Annotated in this window: 21 protein-coding genes and 2 pseudogenes; 21 read left to right on the top strand and 2 right to left on the bottom strand. The window is 57.0% G+C overall.

Annotated features, from left to right (window positions below; genetic code table 11):
- Window positions 1-54 precede the first annotated feature (54 nt).
- From IPM84_01680 to IPM84_01580, 21 genes and pseudogenes are all read left to right on the top strand, one after another.
- Window positions 55-612, top strand: a complete 558-nt coding sequence (locus IPM84_01680; protein ID MBK9091490.1) for a hypothetical protein — start codon at window positions 55-57, stop codon at window positions 610-612.
- 44 nt (window positions 613-656) lie between these two features.
- Entirely contained in the window at window positions 657-1,076 is a 420-nt protein-coding gene (locus IPM84_01675) for a hypothetical protein (GenBank protein ID MBK9091489.1), read from the top strand.
- Window positions 1,077-1,335: 259 nt separating this feature from the next.
- A complete protein-coding gene (locus IPM84_01670; protein MBK9091488.1) occupies window positions 1,336-1,482 on the top strand; it encodes a hypothetical protein in 147 nt (48 codons plus the stop codon).
- A gap of 747 nt (window positions 1,483-2,229) precedes the next feature.
- A complete protein-coding gene (locus IPM84_01665) occupies window positions 2,230-2,673 on the top strand; it encodes a hypothetical protein (protein MBK9091487.1) in 444 nt (147 codons plus the stop codon).
- On the top strand, window positions 2,670-2,879 hold the full coding sequence (locus IPM84_01660; protein MBK9091486.1) for a hypothetical protein: 210 nt from the start codon (window positions 2,670-2,672) through the stop codon (window positions 2,877-2,879). Before IPM84_01665 ends, IPM84_01660 begins: the two co-directional genes overlap by 4 nt.
- 13 nt (window positions 2,880-2,892) lie before the next feature.
- Window positions 2,893-3,054 carry a hypothetical protein gene (locus IPM84_01655; GenBank protein ID MBK9091485.1) on the top strand — a complete coding sequence of 54 codons (162 nt, stop codon included), beginning with the start codon at window positions 2,893-2,895 and terminating at the stop codon, window positions 3,052-3,054.
- 236 nt (window positions 3,055-3,290) lie between these two features.
- Entirely contained in the window at window positions 3,291-3,755 is a 465-nt protein-coding gene (locus IPM84_01650) for a hypothetical protein (GenBank protein MBK9091484.1), read from the top strand.
- Window positions 3,749-4,192, top strand: a complete 444-nt coding sequence (locus tag IPM84_01645) for a hypothetical protein (GenBank protein ID MBK9091483.1) — start codon at window positions 3,749-3,751, stop codon at window positions 4,190-4,192. Before IPM84_01650 ends, IPM84_01645 begins: the two co-directional genes overlap by 7 nt.
- Window positions 4,193-4,485: 293 nt before the next feature.
- Window positions 4,486-5,049: a hypothetical protein gene (locus tag IPM84_01640; protein MBK9091482.1), complete on the top strand. Its 564-nt coding sequence runs from the start codon at window positions 4,486-4,488 to the stop codon at window positions 5,047-5,049.
- The gene (locus IPM84_01635; GenBank protein ID MBK9091481.1) at window positions 5,037-5,516 is read left to right on the top strand and encodes a hypothetical protein; all 480 of its coding nucleotides are present in this window, start codon (window positions 5,037-5,039) and stop codon (window positions 5,514-5,516) included. Before IPM84_01640 ends, IPM84_01635 begins: the two co-directional genes overlap by 13 nt.
- Before the next feature lie 346 nt (window positions 5,517-5,862).
- Window positions 5,863-6,132, top strand: coding sequence for a hypothetical protein (locus IPM84_01630; GenBank protein MBK9091480.1), 270 nt, complete (start codon window positions 5,863-5,865; stop codon window positions 6,130-6,132).
- Window positions 6,132-6,362: a type II toxin-antitoxin system HicA family toxin gene (locus tag IPM84_01625; GenBank protein ID MBK9091479.1), complete on the top strand. Its 231-nt coding sequence runs from the start codon at window positions 6,132-6,134 to the stop codon at window positions 6,360-6,362. Before IPM84_01630 ends, IPM84_01625 begins: the two co-directional genes overlap by 1 nt.
- A 138-nt stretch (window positions 6,363-6,500) precedes the next feature.
- A pseudogene (locus tag IPM84_01620) lies at window positions 6,501-6,979 on the top strand (NAD-dependent epimerase/dehydratase family protein).
- A 9-nt stretch (window positions 6,980-6,988) separates the two neighbouring features.
- A complete protein-coding gene (locus tag IPM84_01615; protein ID MBK9091478.1) occupies window positions 6,989-7,258 on the top strand; it encodes a hypothetical protein in 270 nt (89 codons plus the stop codon).
- Window positions 7,259-7,260: 2 nt separating this feature from the next.
- Window positions 7,261-7,494 (top strand): type II toxin-antitoxin system HicA family toxin, encoded by a 234-nt coding sequence (locus tag IPM84_01610; protein MBK9091477.1) that lies wholly within the window; start codon window positions 7,261-7,263, stop codon window positions 7,492-7,494.
- A gap of 237 nt (window positions 7,495-7,731) precedes the next feature.
- Window positions 7,732-9,147 carry a putative DNA binding domain-containing protein gene (locus IPM84_01605; protein ID MBK9091476.1) on the top strand — a complete coding sequence of 472 codons (1,416 nt, stop codon included), beginning with the start codon at window positions 7,732-7,734 and terminating at the stop codon, window positions 9,145-9,147.
- Window positions 9,148-10,104: 957 nt separating this feature from the next.
- Window positions 10,105-10,326: a hypothetical protein gene (locus tag IPM84_01600; GenBank protein ID MBK9091475.1), complete on the top strand. Its 222-nt coding sequence runs from the start codon at window positions 10,105-10,107 to the stop codon at window positions 10,324-10,326.
- Window positions 10,323-10,607, top strand: coding sequence for a type II toxin-antitoxin system YafQ family toxin (locus tag IPM84_01595; protein MBK9091474.1), 285 nt, complete (start codon window positions 10,323-10,325; stop codon window positions 10,605-10,607). The genes IPM84_01600 and IPM84_01595 overlap by 4 nt, the downstream gene beginning before the upstream one ends.
- 243 nt (window positions 10,608-10,850) lie before the next feature.
- Window positions 10,851-12,263: a putative DNA binding domain-containing protein gene (locus tag IPM84_01590; GenBank protein MBK9091473.1), complete on the top strand. Its 1,413-nt coding sequence runs from the start codon at window positions 10,851-10,853 to the stop codon at window positions 12,261-12,263.
- A gap of 315 nt (window positions 12,264-12,578) precedes the next feature.
- On the top strand, window positions 12,579-12,983 hold the full coding sequence (locus IPM84_01585; protein MBK9091472.1) for an NAD-dependent epimerase/dehydratase family protein: 405 nt from the start codon (window positions 12,579-12,581) through the stop codon (window positions 12,981-12,983).
- A pseudogene (locus IPM84_01580) lies at window positions 12,925-13,175 on the top strand (N-acetyltransferase). The gene IPM84_01585 and the pseudogene IPM84_01580 overlap by 59 nt, the downstream one beginning before the upstream one ends.
- Window positions 13,176-13,192: 17 nt before the next feature.
- Here the strand turns inward: IPM84_01580 and IPM84_01575 are convergent.
- On the bottom strand, window positions 13,193-13,912 hold the full coding sequence (locus IPM84_01575; protein MBK9091471.1) for a nucleotidyl transferase AbiEii/AbiGii toxin family protein: 720 nt from the start codon (window positions 13,910-13,912) through the stop codon (window positions 13,193-13,195).
- A complete protein-coding gene (locus IPM84_01570; protein ID MBK9091470.1) occupies window positions 13,909-14,505 on the bottom strand; it encodes a hypothetical protein in 597 nt (198 codons plus the stop codon). The genes IPM84_01575 and IPM84_01570 overlap by 4 nt, the downstream gene beginning before the upstream one ends.
- Window positions 14,506-14,546: the final 41 nt, after the last annotated feature.

Below are 14,546 nucleotides of genomic sequence, written 5' to 3'. Positions count from 1 at the left end.
GAATTACCACGAATCAGAACAATTCGTAAAAACTCGTGGCAGAGAAAGAAATCCATGAATCACTCTCTCGATCGTGAAACGTCGCGGCTCAACCCCGCGCTGGTGTGGCTTGCCGTCGTGGGGATAGCCCTCGTTGGTCTGATGGCAATGTCCAACACGCTGCTTGTAGATCTGACCGCATCGGCGCCGGCGAGCGTTGCGCAGGCGTCGCTGGCGCCGGGCACGGAAGGGCTGCTGCGCCAGACCGCCAGCCATCTCTCGAAGATGCAGGGTGGTGCCAGCGTCGGCGGCTTTCCAGGTTTCGAGCCGCCAGGGGATGACGACAAGTATCGGCGCAAGATCGAGGAAAGGTCGTACACGGCCGAAGAAGTCAACTACTGGGTCAAGGAGATTAACAACTTCCTCGGCCAGATCGTCAAGAAGAATCCCGGCATGTCGCTGGAAGAGATTTTGCAGAAGCAAGGGTTGAACCCAGAACAGATTGTCGCATTCATCAGGGCTTTGCGAAACATACATTCGATCACCGCAGGAATGGAAAGCATTGGAGTCAGCGGAACCACGACAGCGGCTTTGGCCGGCTTGATGAACACCCTGGGAGTCTCTCCGTGGTAAGCGCGCCTGGCTCCCTTTCATTTCAGCGAACTCACGATGGCATCATGGCTCATTTGGGTGTGGACGAATGGCCTGCGGATGTGCCTTTGCCTGCAGAGGCGGCTGTCGTTGAAACAGGAGATGGCCCTTTCTGGCCTTACTGGCGCCTGGTGTTGGAACCCAACCGGACGGTGGAGGTCGTTGTTGGGTGGTTCAAGACGTCGCTGCCGGTGGAAGAAGCCGCTGAATGGTTCGTGAACGAGATGGCAAAACTGGGCTGGCAATCGGACCTGACCGGGTATCAGCAAACGGCTGGGTGGCACGAGCTTAGTTTCGGGCATCCTGTGTCCGGCGTCCGCGTCGAGATCAGTCTTCACGACTGGCCGTATAAGCAGGAAACCACCGCCCTGATCCGGCGCATCGCCGTGCATCCCTGGGCGCCGGTCGCTGAGCAACCCCTGGAGCTGACCGCCGAGATCGCCTGACGCAGCGTCAGACCACGAATCAGAACCCTTCGTGAAAATTAGTGAAATTCGTGGCAAAAACACCCAATCTCTGCCACGAATCACACGAATTACCACGAATCAAAAACACTTCGTGAAAATTAGTGAAATTCGTGGCAAAAACACCCAATCTCCGCCACGAATGACACGAATTACCACGAATCGAAACCCTTCGTGAAAATTAGTGAAATTCGTGGCAAAAAAACCCATTCGTGGCCGAAGGATGATACAGAGTCACTCGATGAAAGACCAACTTCTTTCCAAGATTCATGATCACACCGCGGTTGTCGCCGTCATCGGCCTGGGCTACGTGGGCCTGCCGCTGGCCGTGGCCTTCGCCGAGAGGGGCTTTCCCACAGGGTCACACAAATTCGGAATGCTATCCTGAGGGAGTGGGCGTCTGAGTTTGACTTCTCTTGCCGCCGCAGTCTATAATAGCACCCTCTTGCCCAAGAAAACGATCCCGGCACGATCCAAGCCGGAATCCGCCTCAACGCCGAGCGCGGCAAGAAGGTCCTCATACGCTTCTCCAGACCTGAGGACCGCACCGGGCGGCCGCCCGGTGCGGTGTGAAACCCACATGTCCGCGCCCGTTGCAGCGCTCCGCTCCGGCGCGGCCCAGCGCAGGTTATTTTGGCTGCCCGCATCGCGCTGGCGGCACTGCGGAGCTTTGGCCCCCTGCCCGGCCCCGGCAATGCGACGCGAATGAACGCAGCTTCTCATTGATGGATGCGGACACGCGGATGAACGCGACCTGGGGCGCTCTTGCACCGAAAAGAAAAACGATGTTGAAAGATATGCGACATCCTTTCGACCTTTGCCAAGATCAATCAATTGACGCTGACTCCCGGTGTTTTGTGAGCCTGCCCGCGTGGGCGACCGCAAGGGTGCGCTGAGAAGATACCCCAACAGCACCCTGACCTGCCGCAACCAACGCGTCGTTGTGACCGGCCCTTCGACAAGCTCAGGGCAGGCTTTGTGTCGGCTCGTTCAGCGTCGCGAAGCGCCAGGCCCGCAAGGGCCCGATCCGTGATTAATCGGGAGTGGCTTATGATGGCACAAACGGCTCGCGACCGATTGGCGCTGCGTAGCCGAGACGAGCTCGCAGAAGTTGTTTTTTTGCCAGGAAACGTCCATGAAATTACCGCCAAGTAATGAGTTGGGTGATCTGCCACCAGGCGTGCATCGTACGACGATGGAAGTTGTTGTTGAGCGATTTGGCCACGGTTCGGAGCAGCGCAGACTGGTTACCAGGCGCTTGCTTCACATCTTCGTTCTGGCGCAGCGAACCGATCATCTTTCACGTCTGATTGTGTTTGGAAGTTACGTGACGGACAAGCTGAACCCAAATGATGTTGATGTCATCCTCGTCATGGACGATGAGTTTCGTTTAGGGCATTGTCCCATTGAAGCAAAAGGGTTGTTTGATCATGCCACGGCCCAAGCTCGTTATGGGGCAAGCATCTTCTGGGTCAGGCTAGGTCTGCTGTTTGGTGAGACGATCGAGGATTTCGTCAGTTATTGGCAGATCAAACGAGATGGCTTGAAGCGTGGCATTGTCGAGGTGGTACCAGCATGATATCCAATGATCACGAAGTAGAGATCAGCCAACAGCGGATTGCGCAATTTCAGCGTTGGCTGGCGCAATTGCGCAGAACAGCGCGTCTTGATGAGTTCGAGGCGGTCAGCAGCGGGTACAGGTTGGAGATTGAACGGATGCAAGCAGAAGTCTTGGAGTATCTGCTTTGCCCCCTGCCTGTCGAACGCGAGCTGCAACTGGCTTGAAGTCATCGAGACGATGACGCCAGCGCAAAACCCGCAACTGCAATCCTTCTGGCCCGCCAGCAACACCTTGCGGCACAGCCCGCGCGTGCTGGTGACCGGCCGCCGCGGGGTGCTTGGGCCGGCACGGCGTGGCGAAGCTGCGCGAGCACGGCGCAATCCAGATCGCAGTCGTTGATCGTGACCGCTACGACCGGCGCGACCTGGCAGACGACGTGCGGCTGAAGCAATGGCGGCCGGCGCAGCTTAATTTAGGGTGATGCAAGTACGAATTACCACGAATCAGAACAATTCGTAAAAACTCGTGGCAGAGAAAGAAATCCATGAATCACTCTCGATCGTGAAACGTCGCGGCTCAACCCCGCGCTGGTGTGGCTTGTCGTCGTGGGGATAGCCCTCGTTGGTCTAATGGCAATGTCCAACACGCTGCTTGTGGAGCTGACTGCATCGGCGCCGGCGAGCGTTGCGCAGGCGTCGCTGGCGCCGGGCACGGAAGGACTGCTGCGCCAGACCGCCAGCCATCTCTCGAAGATGCAGGGTGGGGCCAGTATCGGCGGCTTCCCAGGCTTCGAACCGCCAGACGACGATAAACGCTACAAGGACAAGATTCGCAATCAATCGTACGGCGGAGAAGAGGCGAATTACTGGGGGAAAGAGATCAATAATTTTCTGCGGCCAATCGCGGACAAGAATCCGGGCTTGACGTTGGAGCAGATCCTGCAGCGCGCGGGTTTGTCACCCGAACGGATTGATAGTTTCTTGACGGGGCTGAAAAACGCGCACGCTACGATTAAGGCTCTTGAGGGGTATGGAGTAACACCTGAAACGGTTAGAACCCTTGAGACTTTGATGAAGACACTGGGAGTTGCGCCATGGTAATGACTAACAGTCTGCGCCCGATTGTCAGGGGCTACAACCAAATCAAGTTCCATCTGCGCATGGAGGACTGGCCGCAGGATATTCCTTTGCCGGAAGGGGCAATCTCGGTGGAAATGGATGGCAAGCCCTTGTGGCCTTATCAGGTAGTTTACCTTGAGCCGGACAAAACCGTTGAGACTGTAAACGGTTGGTTCATCATGCCGATCTCGATTGAACAGGTCTTTGCGTGGTATCCGGCCGAAATGGAAAAGCGCGGCTATCAGGAGGAGAAACGCTCGCATACCTTGCCGACATGGGCTTGGCTGCGCTATCATCACCCTGAAACTGATGTCAGTGCGGAAATCAGCATCCGATGCAATCCCCACCTGTGTCAGACGCGGGCGATGATCCAGCGCAGCGTGATTCAGCCGTGGTCGCCAGAAGTAGAGGCACAGTGATTGACGACCGACCGTGATGCAAGGCGGGTGATGAAGCCGTGGTGACGCGAATGCGGCCCTGATGAAGCTGGCTGCCCGAATTGATGACCATGAGTCAAAACACTTCGTGAAAATTCGTGAAATTCGTGGCAAAAAAACTCAATCTCCACCACGAATGACACGAATTACCACGAATCAAAACACTTCGTGAAAATTAGTGAAATTCGTGGCAAAAACCCAATCTCCGCCACGAATGACACGAATTGACACGAATCAGAACAATTCGTAAAAACTCGTGGCAGAGAAAGAAATCCATGAATCACTCTCTCGATCGTGAAACGTCGCGGCTCAACCCCGCGCTGGTGTGGCTTGTCGTCGTGGGGATAGCCCTCGTTGGCCTGATGGCAATGTCCAACACGCTGCTTGTGGAGCTGACCTCATCGGCGCCGGCGAGCGTTGCGCAGGCGTCGCTGGCGCCGGGCACGGAAGGGCTGCTGCGGCAGACCGCCAGCCATCTCTCGAAGATGCTGGGCGGGGCCAGTATCGGCGGCTTCCCAGGCTTCGAACCGCCAGGGGATGACGACAAGTACCGGCGCAAGATCGAGGAAAGGTCGTACACGGCCGAAGAAGTCAACTACTGGGTCAAGGAGATCAACAACTTTCTCGGGCAGATCGTCAAAAAAAATCCGGGCTTGTCGCTGGAGGAGATATTGCAGAGGCAGGGTTTGTCACAGGTTGAGACCAGAGAGCTCGTCGAAGCGCTTCAAGGCACGCACAACACAGCCAAGGTTTTGTCAGAATACGGCGTGAATCCCGAAACGGTCAAGATACTTGAATCGCTGCTGAAAACATTGAGGGTGCCTTTATGGTCATACTAGGTGGACTACGCCCGTTCGAGCGGCTACATGATGGTATTCAGGTCCGATTACGGCTTGAGGACTGGCCGACGGATGTGCCACTGCCGGCAGAGAGCGCAATCGCTAGGGTCGGGGAAAACCATGAAATCCCGTTGCATTCCTATTGGCGCATTGTTCTCGAACCGGAGCGCACGGTCGAAGCCATTGCCGGTCAGTTCATCTTTCCACTCTCGTTAGACGCGGCAATCGCCTGGTATCAGAGCGAAATGGCAAAATGCGGCTGGATCGAGCTGACCGAAAAAGGCTACAGAATGCCTGCATCCGCGGCGCTGCACTTTGAGCATCCAGCGAGCAAGGTCCGCGTTGTGGTTGGCTTGCGCGACTGGCCAGAGCGAAAAGTGTCAGACGCCTTCATCCGCCGCATCATCGAGCATCCCTGGTCGCCGGTCGCGGAGCAACCCCTGGAGCTGACCGCCGAGATCGCCTGACGCAGCGTCAGACCACGAATCCAAACCCTTCGTGAAAATTAGTGAAATTCGTGGCAAGAAGGGCGCAGATGTGCGCTACCATGACCCCTATGTGCCGGGCATCCGCCACAACGGCTTCGAGATGGCCGGCGAGACAGGCTACTGAGCCGCGGCCGACTGTGCGTGGTGGTGACAGATCATTCGTGCTATGATTGGGCCTCCATCAGGCAACACGTGCGCCTGATCGTTGACACACGACACGCAGTGTTTTGATATGGCAGGTGGCGACTGCACTCAGGGTAGGGTTGGGTGACTGGGATGGTGATGGGCAGCCGCGCAAGAGAAGCGAGATGACAGGAGAACAGCGATGCAACTTCAGATAACTATCGAGGTGTGGGATAAGGGGAAGTGGTTTGTGGCGACCTGTCCCGAATTGGACTTCATGGCCCAGGGCCCGACGCGTGAACAGGCCAGGCTTAACTTACTCGAAGTGATCAATATCCAGTGCCAAGAAATGACCGCCATGCATACGTTGAATGACTACCTGAGCGAGTGCGGCTATGTGCGACAGAACGGATCATTCATTGCGCAATCTCAGATGGTCGCCCTGGAACGTCAGGCCGTTCAGGTGGCTTGATGCCTAGAATCACACCTGTTGACTGGAAGACGCTTGTAAAGGTATTTGAGTTATACGGATGCCTTTACAAGCGCAAGGAAGGCTCACATCATATCTTGGTGTGTCCAAAAGCCCGTCGCGCCGTGGTGATACCCGAGTACGCCGAAATTGATCCGGACATCGTCAAGAATAATATGCGTACGGTCGGTATGACGCGTGAGGAGTATTTCGAGTTGCTGAGCAAGGTGTGAAAGAGCGAAGTGAATGCGCCGGCGCTGGACATGATCGATCTGCTGCGCCACAAAGGCGCGGACGTGCGCTACCACCAAACCCTTCGTGAAAATTAGTGAAATTCGTGGCAAAAAAACCATTCGTGGCAGGCATATCACATGAACCCTGACTGGCCCAACAGCGCCACCTTCTGGCGCAACAAACGCGTCACCGTCACCGGCGGGGCCGGCTTCCTCGGCTCCTTCGTGGTGGAGAAGCTACCGGAGCGGGGCGCGGCCCACATCTCCATCCCTCGCCGCCAGGACTACGACCTGGTGCAGCGCGAGGCCGTGCTGGCCCTGCTGCACGACGCCCGCCCCGATCTGGTCATCCACCTGGCCACCAGCGTGGGCGGGATTGGCGCAAACCGCGAGCATCCCGCTGAGTTCTTCTACGACAACCCATCGACAGGCTCAGGACAGGCCTGATGATGGGTGTGCCGTTGCTGCACGAGAGTTGGGTGGCGGGCGTGGAAAAGTTCGTGGCACTGGGAACGATTTGCTGCTACCCTAACCCTTCACTTCGACAGGCTCAGTACAAGCGACAGGCTCAAGACAAGCGACAGGCGCAGGGCAGGCCTTTGCATCGCGACAGGTAAGGAGAAACCGTGAACATAGACTATACCATTCAGGTTTGGAGGGAAGATCAGCAGTTCGTGGCGCATGCCATGCCCCTGGATGTGATGAGTTCAGGACCGACGCCAGCCGGGGCGCGTGCAGCCCTCTATGAGGCCGTTGAGCTCTTTTTGGCCACGGCGGCCGCCATGGATAGCCTGGACGAGATCCTGGAAGAATCTGGCTATGCGTTTAAGCAGGGAGAATGGTTCAGCCCCATTTGGGTAGCCATGGAGCGGCACTCCACCCCGATTGCGGCCTGAGCATGGCGAGAATCACACCTGTTCCCTGGAGACTTCTGGAAAAGGTCTTTTTGGCGACCGGCTTTCAGTTTGCACACCAACAGGGAAGCCACCGCGCCTACACCAAGCCAGGCGTCCTGAGACCGGTTGTGATTCCTACCTATGATGAGGTCCCGGTTTCAATTATCCGCAACAATCTGAAGACAGCAAAAATATCCAGAGACGAATATTTTCGACTTCTGGACCAAGTGCGATAGCATCCGACCTGGTCGCCTTCGTGTAATTCGTGGTTACCGTATTCGTAGTTGCTCTGGAGAACCGTACCAATGCACAATGCGTGGCCAAACAGCCCCGAATTCTGGCAAGACCAACGCGTCACCGTGACCGGCCGCCGCGGGCTTCCTCGGCTCCTTCGTGGTGGAGAAGTTGCGGGAGCGAGGCGCGGCCCCCCCTGCCCCCAATTCTGGGGGAGAACGGTTGCAGCGTACCACTGAATGGCAGCGACCTCTTTGATCCCAGAAAACCTGCACGACTTGATTGCCCAAGGTGAAGGACAGCGAGTGGAGTTCAAGCGCTCGCTGGCCGAGCTGGAAACAGGCGCTCGCAGCGTGACAGCCATGGCTAACGCTGACGGCGGCATCGTGCTGTTCGGTGTACGGGATGACGGCACGATCTCAGGGGTGGAGATGGGCGCCCAAACAAAGGAGCGGGTCGTTCAGGCCGTCACCGCCAACACCGACCCCACTCTCTACCCGTCGGTGGAGGTTGTAAAGCTCGGCGAACAGATCATCATTCTGGTGACAGTGCCTGAAAGCCAGGATAAACCGCACCTGGTGCAAGGCCGGGCTTACAAGCGCGTGGGCGCGGCCGATGTGCAGATGAGCCGGGGGGAGTACGAACGGCTATTGTTGCAGCGTCAGCAGGTTGAGTTTGACCACCAGCTTGTGAAAGGGGCAACCCATGCCGATCTCGATGAGGCAAGACTGGAATGGTACATCCGCCAGCGAGCTGAGAGGCGTGGGATCAGGACGCCTACTAGTTCAGTACGGGAAACCCTGATTAATCTTGGCGCCCTGGTCGAGGAGAAAGGCGAGCTGACGCCGACCGCAGGCGGTCTACTCTTTTTCGGCAGAGATCCGCAGCGCTTTTTCCCTCACAGCGAGGTGCGCATCGCCCGTTTCAAGGGCACAACCATGGGACACTTCATTGACAGCGTTGATCTACGGGGCACGCTGCCAGAAATGATTGACGAAGCCGAGCGTTTCATTCGGCGCAACACTCGGACGGCTGCCAAAGTGGTGGGTTTCAAACGCCGCGAGATCAGCGAATATCCCCACGAAGCCACGCGGGAGGCCATCTGTAATGCTGTCTGCCACCGGGATTATTTCATGGACGGCTCGACAGTGCGTATCATGATCTTTGATGATCGTATTGAAGTCAATAGCCCCGGCTCTCTACCACCTGGAGTCACGATAAAGAATATCGACCGCAAGCACGTCCTGCGCAACAAGCTCATCGCCAACTATTTGTACGACATCTATTACATCGAGAAATGGGGAACGGGCATCACGAAAATGCGGGGGCTGATGCACGAGCATGGACTGGCGGAACCGATCTTCGAGGATTTGAAGAGCTTTTTCTCCGTGACCTTCTACGGCCCTGGAGAGAAGATATTGAACTTGATCCCCGAAGAAGGTGTGGTTGATCTGCGAGAGCTGGGACTGAACGAACGACAAATCGAGGCGCTGCGGCTAATGGTCAATGAAGGGGTTGAGTTGAGCAATAGAGCGTATCGGGATATGTTTGCCGTCTCCCGTCCAACGGCGACGCGAGACTTGAGGAAACTGGTGGAGACAGGGTGGGTGCGGGAGACCGGAAAGGGACGGAGCCAGGAATATGCAGCACAATGAGGCGATTAGTGAAAAAATGAGGCGATTAGTGAGGCGATTAAGCCCCTCGGTTAGGGCTGAACGAACAGCAGCTACGAGCCTCAGAGCAAGGTGAGCCATGAGATGGCCCATCGGGAGTTGTCAGAACTGACAACAAAAGGGTTAATCGAGAAGCGGGGCGCAGGAAGAGGGACTTACTACATACTGGTTGATGATTAGGTTGATGATTAGTTGATGATTAGTTGATGATTCCTGACGATTGGCCATAGCACGGCCCGAAAGAGCCCGTCTTCGAGGAGCGAGGGAGCATCTTACTTATATGACCCAATTACGGCAGTCCAACCACGAATCCTTCGGCTGCGCTCAGGACAGGTCCCACGAATTGACATGAAGGAAATCTTAGCGTGAATTCGTGGCAAAACGGAGCTCTCGCCACGAATTGCACGAATTGACACGAACAGAGAGACTTTAGTGCAAATTCGTGTCATTCGTGGCAACCCCCGGCCTCCCCCCCCGGCGGGGGGGGGGGGGCCCCCCCCCCCCCCCGCCCCCGGGCCCCGGGGGGGGCCCCCCCCCCGGCCCCCCCCCCCCCCCCCCCCCCCCCGGGGGGGCCTCCGCGGCGCCCCCCGGGGGGCCCCCCCCCCCGGGGGGGGGCGGGGGGGGGGGGGCCGGCGGGGCCCCCCGGGGGGGGGAGCGCGGGCCCCCCCGGGGCCCGGGGCCCCCCGGGGCGCCCCCCCCCCCGGGGGCGGCCCCGCCCCCCCCCCCCCCCCCCCCCGGGGGCCCCCGGCCCGCCCCCCCCCCCCCCCGGGGCGCCCCGGCGCCAAACACCCCGATCTCTGCCACGAATTTCACGAATTACCACGAATCCAAACCCTTCGTGAAAATTAGTGAAATTCGTGGCAAAAAAAAATCTTCGTGAAAATTAGTGAAATCCGTGGCAAAAAACCCAATCTCTGACGCATTCGGAGCGCTAGTCCTATGAATGGAACATCGGTAACACCTTTTCAGGCCGCGTTGGATGTGATTGATCGCCTACCTCCTGATGATCAAGAGGCGATCATCGAGATTATCCGCAGAAGAATGATTGAACAGCGACGTCGTGAGATCGCTGCAAATGCCCAGATGACTCTGCAAGCGTTTCGTGAGCGCCGCGCCAGTTACGGGACAGTGGATGATCTGCGTCGAGAACTAGAAGCATGAGAAAGCTGGTTTGGGACAACAGCTTTCGTCGGGCGCTCAAGGGACGAACTCGCAACGACCGGGGCCTACAAACAAGGATTCTCGATACGTTGGATCAGCTTGTGGCTGACCCATTTCACCCAACGCTGAAGACTCATAAGCTCAAGGGACGCCTCGATGGACTGTGGGCATGCTGGGTCGAATATGATTGCCGGATCATCTTCTTGTTCGGGCCAGACCCAGACGGCAATGAAGATGCTGTTGTGTTAGTTGACCTCGGCACGCACGACGAAGTCTATTGACCCTGGCCTGGTAAGAATCGGTCCGACTATGGCGCCAATTCGCTCGGTCACCAACGAGTCGTAAAGTAGACCCTACCACGAATCCAAACCCTTCGTGAAAATTCGTGAAATTCGTGGCAAAAAGACCCAATCTCTACCACGAATCACACCAACTTACCACGAATCAAGACCCTTCGTGAAAATTAGTGTAATTCGTGGCAAAGAAAACGTTGATTCTCGCCACGGATTGAAGCGTACGATTGAATGGCATTGATCTCTTTGCTCCCTGAAAACCTGCACGACTTAATTGCCCAGGGTGAAGGACAGCGAGTGGAGTTCAAGCGCTCGCTGGCCGAGCTGGAAACAGGCGCTCGCAGCGTGACAGCCATGGCTAACGCTGACGGCGGCATCGTGCTGTTCGGTGTGAGGGATGACGGCACGATCTCAGGGGTGGAGATGGGCGCCCAAACTAAGGAGCGGGTCGTTCAGGCCATCACCGCCAACACCGACCCTACTCTCTACCCGTCGGTGGAGGTTGTAAAGCTGGGCGAACAGATCATCATTCTGGTGACAGTGCCTGAAAGCCAGGATAAACCGCACCTGGTGCAAGGCCGGGCGTACAAGCGCGTGGGCGCGGCCGATGTGCAGATGAGCCGGGCGGAGTACGAACGGCTGCTTCTCGCTCGTCATCACCTGCCTTTCGACCAGCAATTGGTAGAGGGGGTGACGTATGAGGATTTGGACGAGGCTAAGGTACAGGATTTTCTGCGGCGCCGCCAGGAGGCCTATCCCGACGCGACTCCACCTGGCGCTTCATTGCCAAAAGTGATTGCCGAAATGCTGGCAGGAGCACGGGAACGGGACGGAGAACTGGCGCCCACCTACACTGGCCTGCTTTTTTTCGGCCGCAATCCACAGCGTTTCTTGCCACGCGCTGAGGTCAAGTTGGCTCGTTTCCAGGGCGTGACGACATTGGCCTTCATTGACCGGCTCATCGCTTGCGGAACACTGCCGGAGATGTTAGACGAGGCAGAGCGATTCATTCGGCGGAACACGCGCACGGCGATGAAGGTGGTGGGATTCGAAAGCACGCAAGTGACCGAGTATCCGTATGACGCTATCCGGGAGGCATTGGTGAACGCCATGGCCCATCGGGATTATGACCACAGCAGCGGCATCCAAGTCAATGTATTCGATGACCGGCTGGAGGTGATGAGCCCGGGCAAGGCGCTGATCCCGCTCAGCGAGTTGGAAGGCTCGCACGTCACCCGAAACGAGACCCTGTGTCGCCGATTCCGGGATATCGGGGAAATGGAGCAATTCGGAACCGGCATCACAAAGATGAAGCGGTTGATGCGAGAACATGGCCTGGAAGAGCCCGTGTTCGAGGAGCGCGGCACTTTTTTCAAGACGACCTTTCCGGGACCAGGCGACCAAATTCTGGGCCTGGTTCCCCGGGCCGGAGTGACTAACCTGCGAGCGTTGGGACTGAACGAGCGGCAGATCGAGGCGCTGCGACTGATGGTCAATGATGGATTGGAGATGACCAGCAGTTTGTATCAGAATGTATTTGATCTGCCCAGGAATACAGCATCGAGGGATTTAATGAGATTGGTGGAAACAGGTTTGGTAAAGCGATTGGGAACCAAGAGAGGGAGTCGATATGTTGCAGGATGATGGTGCATAATGTCGCGTTGTGGTGCATAATATGGTGCAAATGACCCATCAGAAGTGGGGGTGGATTGGCATGAGTAGATGCGCATCGCATCTCGCCAGTTCCGGCCCACTGAGCCTGTTTTCGACACAGAACAGATGTTTTCATACAACACCATACAACAGTTTGTGGTCATTGGCAAATCGCACACAACCTGTAGGAACAGTCCTGTTTTCGCTCAAACGTTCTACGCGACGGCTTGTGGCAAGTGCCTGATGACCTACTACCCATTGGGGTGTCGAAAACAGGCTGAGATTACTGAAAACGGACACTCTGCGATGACGTCCCAGCCCAAACAACCATCCTGGCCCAACAACGCCACCTTCTGGCGCAACCAACGCGTCACCGTGACCGGCGGCGCAGGCTTCCTCGGCTCCTTCGTGGTGGAGAAGCTGCGGGAGCGAGGCGCGGCCGACATCTCCATCCCCCGCCGCCAGGACTACGACTTGGTGCAGCACGAGGCGGTGCTGGCCCTGCTGCACGACGCCCGGCCCGATCTGATCATCCACCTGGCGGCCAGGGTGGGCGGCAATTCTGATTACTGGGATGCCTGGCGCCTGGTGGAGGATGTCATCGAAGAACGCCCTGTTGACCTGGTTGAAATCGAGTCAGCAGGGGAGCCGCTGCGGCGCAACGATCGGGCGTTACGCGTTCATCGGCGCGGGCGCGGTGGTGCGGGGTGACGCGCCCGACTATGCCCTGATGTTGGGCGTGCCTGCGCGCCAGCGCGGGTGGATGAGCCGCCATGGCATCGTTTGGCGAAGCCGCATGGGGATGGTATGATGGCCTGCCCGGAGAGCGGCTGGCGCTACAAGGAGGTTGAACCGGGCGTGTTGCGATGCCTGGATTGGCCGGAAGATCAGCCACTACCGTAAAGATTTTGTGCCCCTCATTACAGGAAACGTGCGATCTCTCGCTCGAGGGGCGCGGGGAAGTCCCGAATGATCGCCCAATGGCTTCTGGGCAAGAACTCCTTCAGTTCTCTCTGGAAGTCAATTCTCGATTGCCTGGTCGTTTCTAATACTTGCGCCAGGACATCTCGCCGGTGGGCCGGCAGCAAGTTGGCGCGCAGGATGAAGTAGAGGTCGTAGAAATCGCGTGCTTTCTTGCGGGAGAGAAGCGCCTGGATCTTCTCGTCAACGAGTTGCTCTCTGGCCAGCGCGACGACGGTGTACGCAGGGACCAAATCGGAGACCACTGTCATCGCCTCGCCTCGCTTTTCCCCCTCTCGGAGGGAGATCTCGAGCTGGATCGTAAGCGGGCCGTGGTTCGTTAGAAAAGCGATGATCGCCAGATACCCGCCGGTGGTTGTTTTTGACTCGGTGAGATCGAGGTTGATGTTCTCCCGGGCGATGGCCGCCAACGTTTCTAAGAGCGCTTCTTCCAGCGCGCGGATATCGGTGATCGAGGCGCTGAAGTCGAGGTCTTCTGAGAAGCGGGGACTGTTGTAAAGCGTTCTGAGAGCCGTACCCCCCTTAAAATAGATGTGGTCGGTCAGCGGCTGTTGGTAGAAATACGAAAGGAACAGGTGCTGGCAATACTCGCGGCGGACGTTCAATTCCGTTGTCTGAAATTTGGTCGCGAGCGACTTGAGGACGTGATCGGCGATCATAAGACTTCCTCGATGAGTTTGTCTAACCCTGTTCTTTGATACAGGGTGGCGTAGAAACGGATCTTCTGTTGATCCAGCTCAGTTGTGCGCAGGCGGTCGTTTCTGGGTTTCTTGCCGAGGGAGACGAAGTAGAGATAGTCAACGAGGGCCTTTTCCGGTTCCGCGAGCAGGACCGTCCGTTCCGCCCTCTTGACGGGGATATAACCGGTAAACGCTTCCCGTTTGATTGTAAAGTATGAAAAGGTCCGCTCGCCGACCTGAAAGGTACGCGTAGGCTGGGTCGTAGCCGAAGTGACGGAGTAGGCCATTTCCAAGAGAATGTTATACGTACTCAGCGCGTACTCAAACGAGACGTAGGAAGGGCGATAGAGGAGATTGGCGATCTCTTCCTCAGGCGGCAGATCGCTCTGCAAGGTATACAACCCTTTCTTGAGCCGCAAGAACAGTCCGTTCTGGGTGTATGTTTCCAGGAAGTATTTGGCTTTCGATCCGGTGGTGTGAAAAATCCGTTGGAAGTCCTGCGGGGTAAAGATGGTGGTTGTTTTTCCCAAAAGCACCTGGCGGACCGATAATGGTTTCAGCAAAGCACACATTTTTGCTCCTTTCTGAAATCATCATATCATAGAGCGATCTC

The organism is Candidatus Amarolinea dominans (assembly GCA_016719785.1).
Taxonomy (GTDB): domain Bacteria; phylum Chloroflexota; class Anaerolineae; order SSC4; family Amarolineaceae; genus Amarolinea; species Amarolinea dominans.
This window is presented reverse-complemented; position numbering and strand designations above follow the sequence as displayed.

Coding starts and splice junctions, on each gene's coding strand:
- IPM84_01680 (MBK9091490.1), top strand. CDS start 55: ATGAATCACTCTCTCGATCGTGAAACGTCGCGGCTCAACCCCGCGCTG.
- IPM84_01675 (MBK9091489.1), top strand. CDS start 657: ATGGCTCATTTGGGTGTGGACGAATGGCCTGCGGATGTGCCTTTGCCT.
- IPM84_01670 (MBK9091488.1), top strand. CDS start 1,336: ATGAAAGACCAACTTCTTTCCAAGATTCATGATCACACCGCGGTTGTC.
- IPM84_01665 (MBK9091487.1), top strand. CDS start 2,230: ATGAAATTACCGCCAAGTAATGAGTTGGGTGATCTGCCACCAGGCGTG.
- IPM84_01660 (MBK9091486.1), top strand. CDS start 2,670: ATGATATCCAATGATCACGAAGTAGAGATCAGCCAACAGCGGATTGCG.
- IPM84_01655 (MBK9091485.1), top strand. CDS start 2,893: ATGACGCCAGCGCAAAACCCGCAACTGCAATCCTTCTGGCCCGCCAGC.
- IPM84_01650 (MBK9091484.1), top strand. CDS start 3,291: ATGTCCAACACGCTGCTTGTGGAGCTGACTGCATCGGCGCCGGCGAGC.
- IPM84_01645 (MBK9091483.1), top strand. CDS start 3,749: ATGGTAATGACTAACAGTCTGCGCCCGATTGTCAGGGGCTACAACCAA.
- IPM84_01640 (MBK9091482.1), top strand. CDS start 4,486: ATGAATCACTCTCTCGATCGTGAAACGTCGCGGCTCAACCCCGCGCTG.
- IPM84_01635 (MBK9091481.1), top strand. CDS start 5,037: ATGGTCATACTAGGTGGACTACGCCCGTTCGAGCGGCTACATGATGGT.
- IPM84_01630 (MBK9091480.1), top strand. CDS start 5,863: ATGCAACTTCAGATAACTATCGAGGTGTGGGATAAGGGGAAGTGGTTT.
- IPM84_01625 (MBK9091479.1), top strand. CDS start 6,132: ATGCCTAGAATCACACCTGTTGACTGGAAGACGCTTGTAAAGGTATTT.
- IPM84_01610 (MBK9091477.1), top strand. CDS start 7,261: ATGGCGAGAATCACACCTGTTCCCTGGAGACTTCTGGAAAAGGTCTTT.
- IPM84_01605 (MBK9091476.1), top strand. CDS start 7,732: ATGGCAGCGACCTCTTTGATCCCAGAAAACCTGCACGACTTGATTGCC.
- IPM84_01600 (MBK9091475.1), top strand. CDS start 10,105: ATGAATGGAACATCGGTAACACCTTTTCAGGCCGCGTTGGATGTGATT.
- IPM84_01595 (MBK9091474.1), top strand. CDS start 10,323: ATGAGAAAGCTGGTTTGGGACAACAGCTTTCGTCGGGCGCTCAAGGGA.
- IPM84_01590 (MBK9091473.1), top strand. CDS start 10,851: ATGGCATTGATCTCTTTGCTCCCTGAAAACCTGCACGACTTAATTGCC.
- IPM84_01585 (MBK9091472.1), top strand. CDS start 12,579: ATGACGTCCCAGCCCAAACAACCATCCTGGCCCAACAACGCCACCTTC.
- IPM84_01575 (MBK9091471.1), bottom strand. CDS start 13,912: ATGATCGCCGATCACGTCCTCAAGTCGCTCGCGACCAAATTTCAGACA.
- IPM84_01570 (MBK9091470.1), bottom strand. CDS start 14,505: ATGTGTGCTTTGCTGAAACCATTATCGGTCCGCCAGGTGCTTTTGGGA.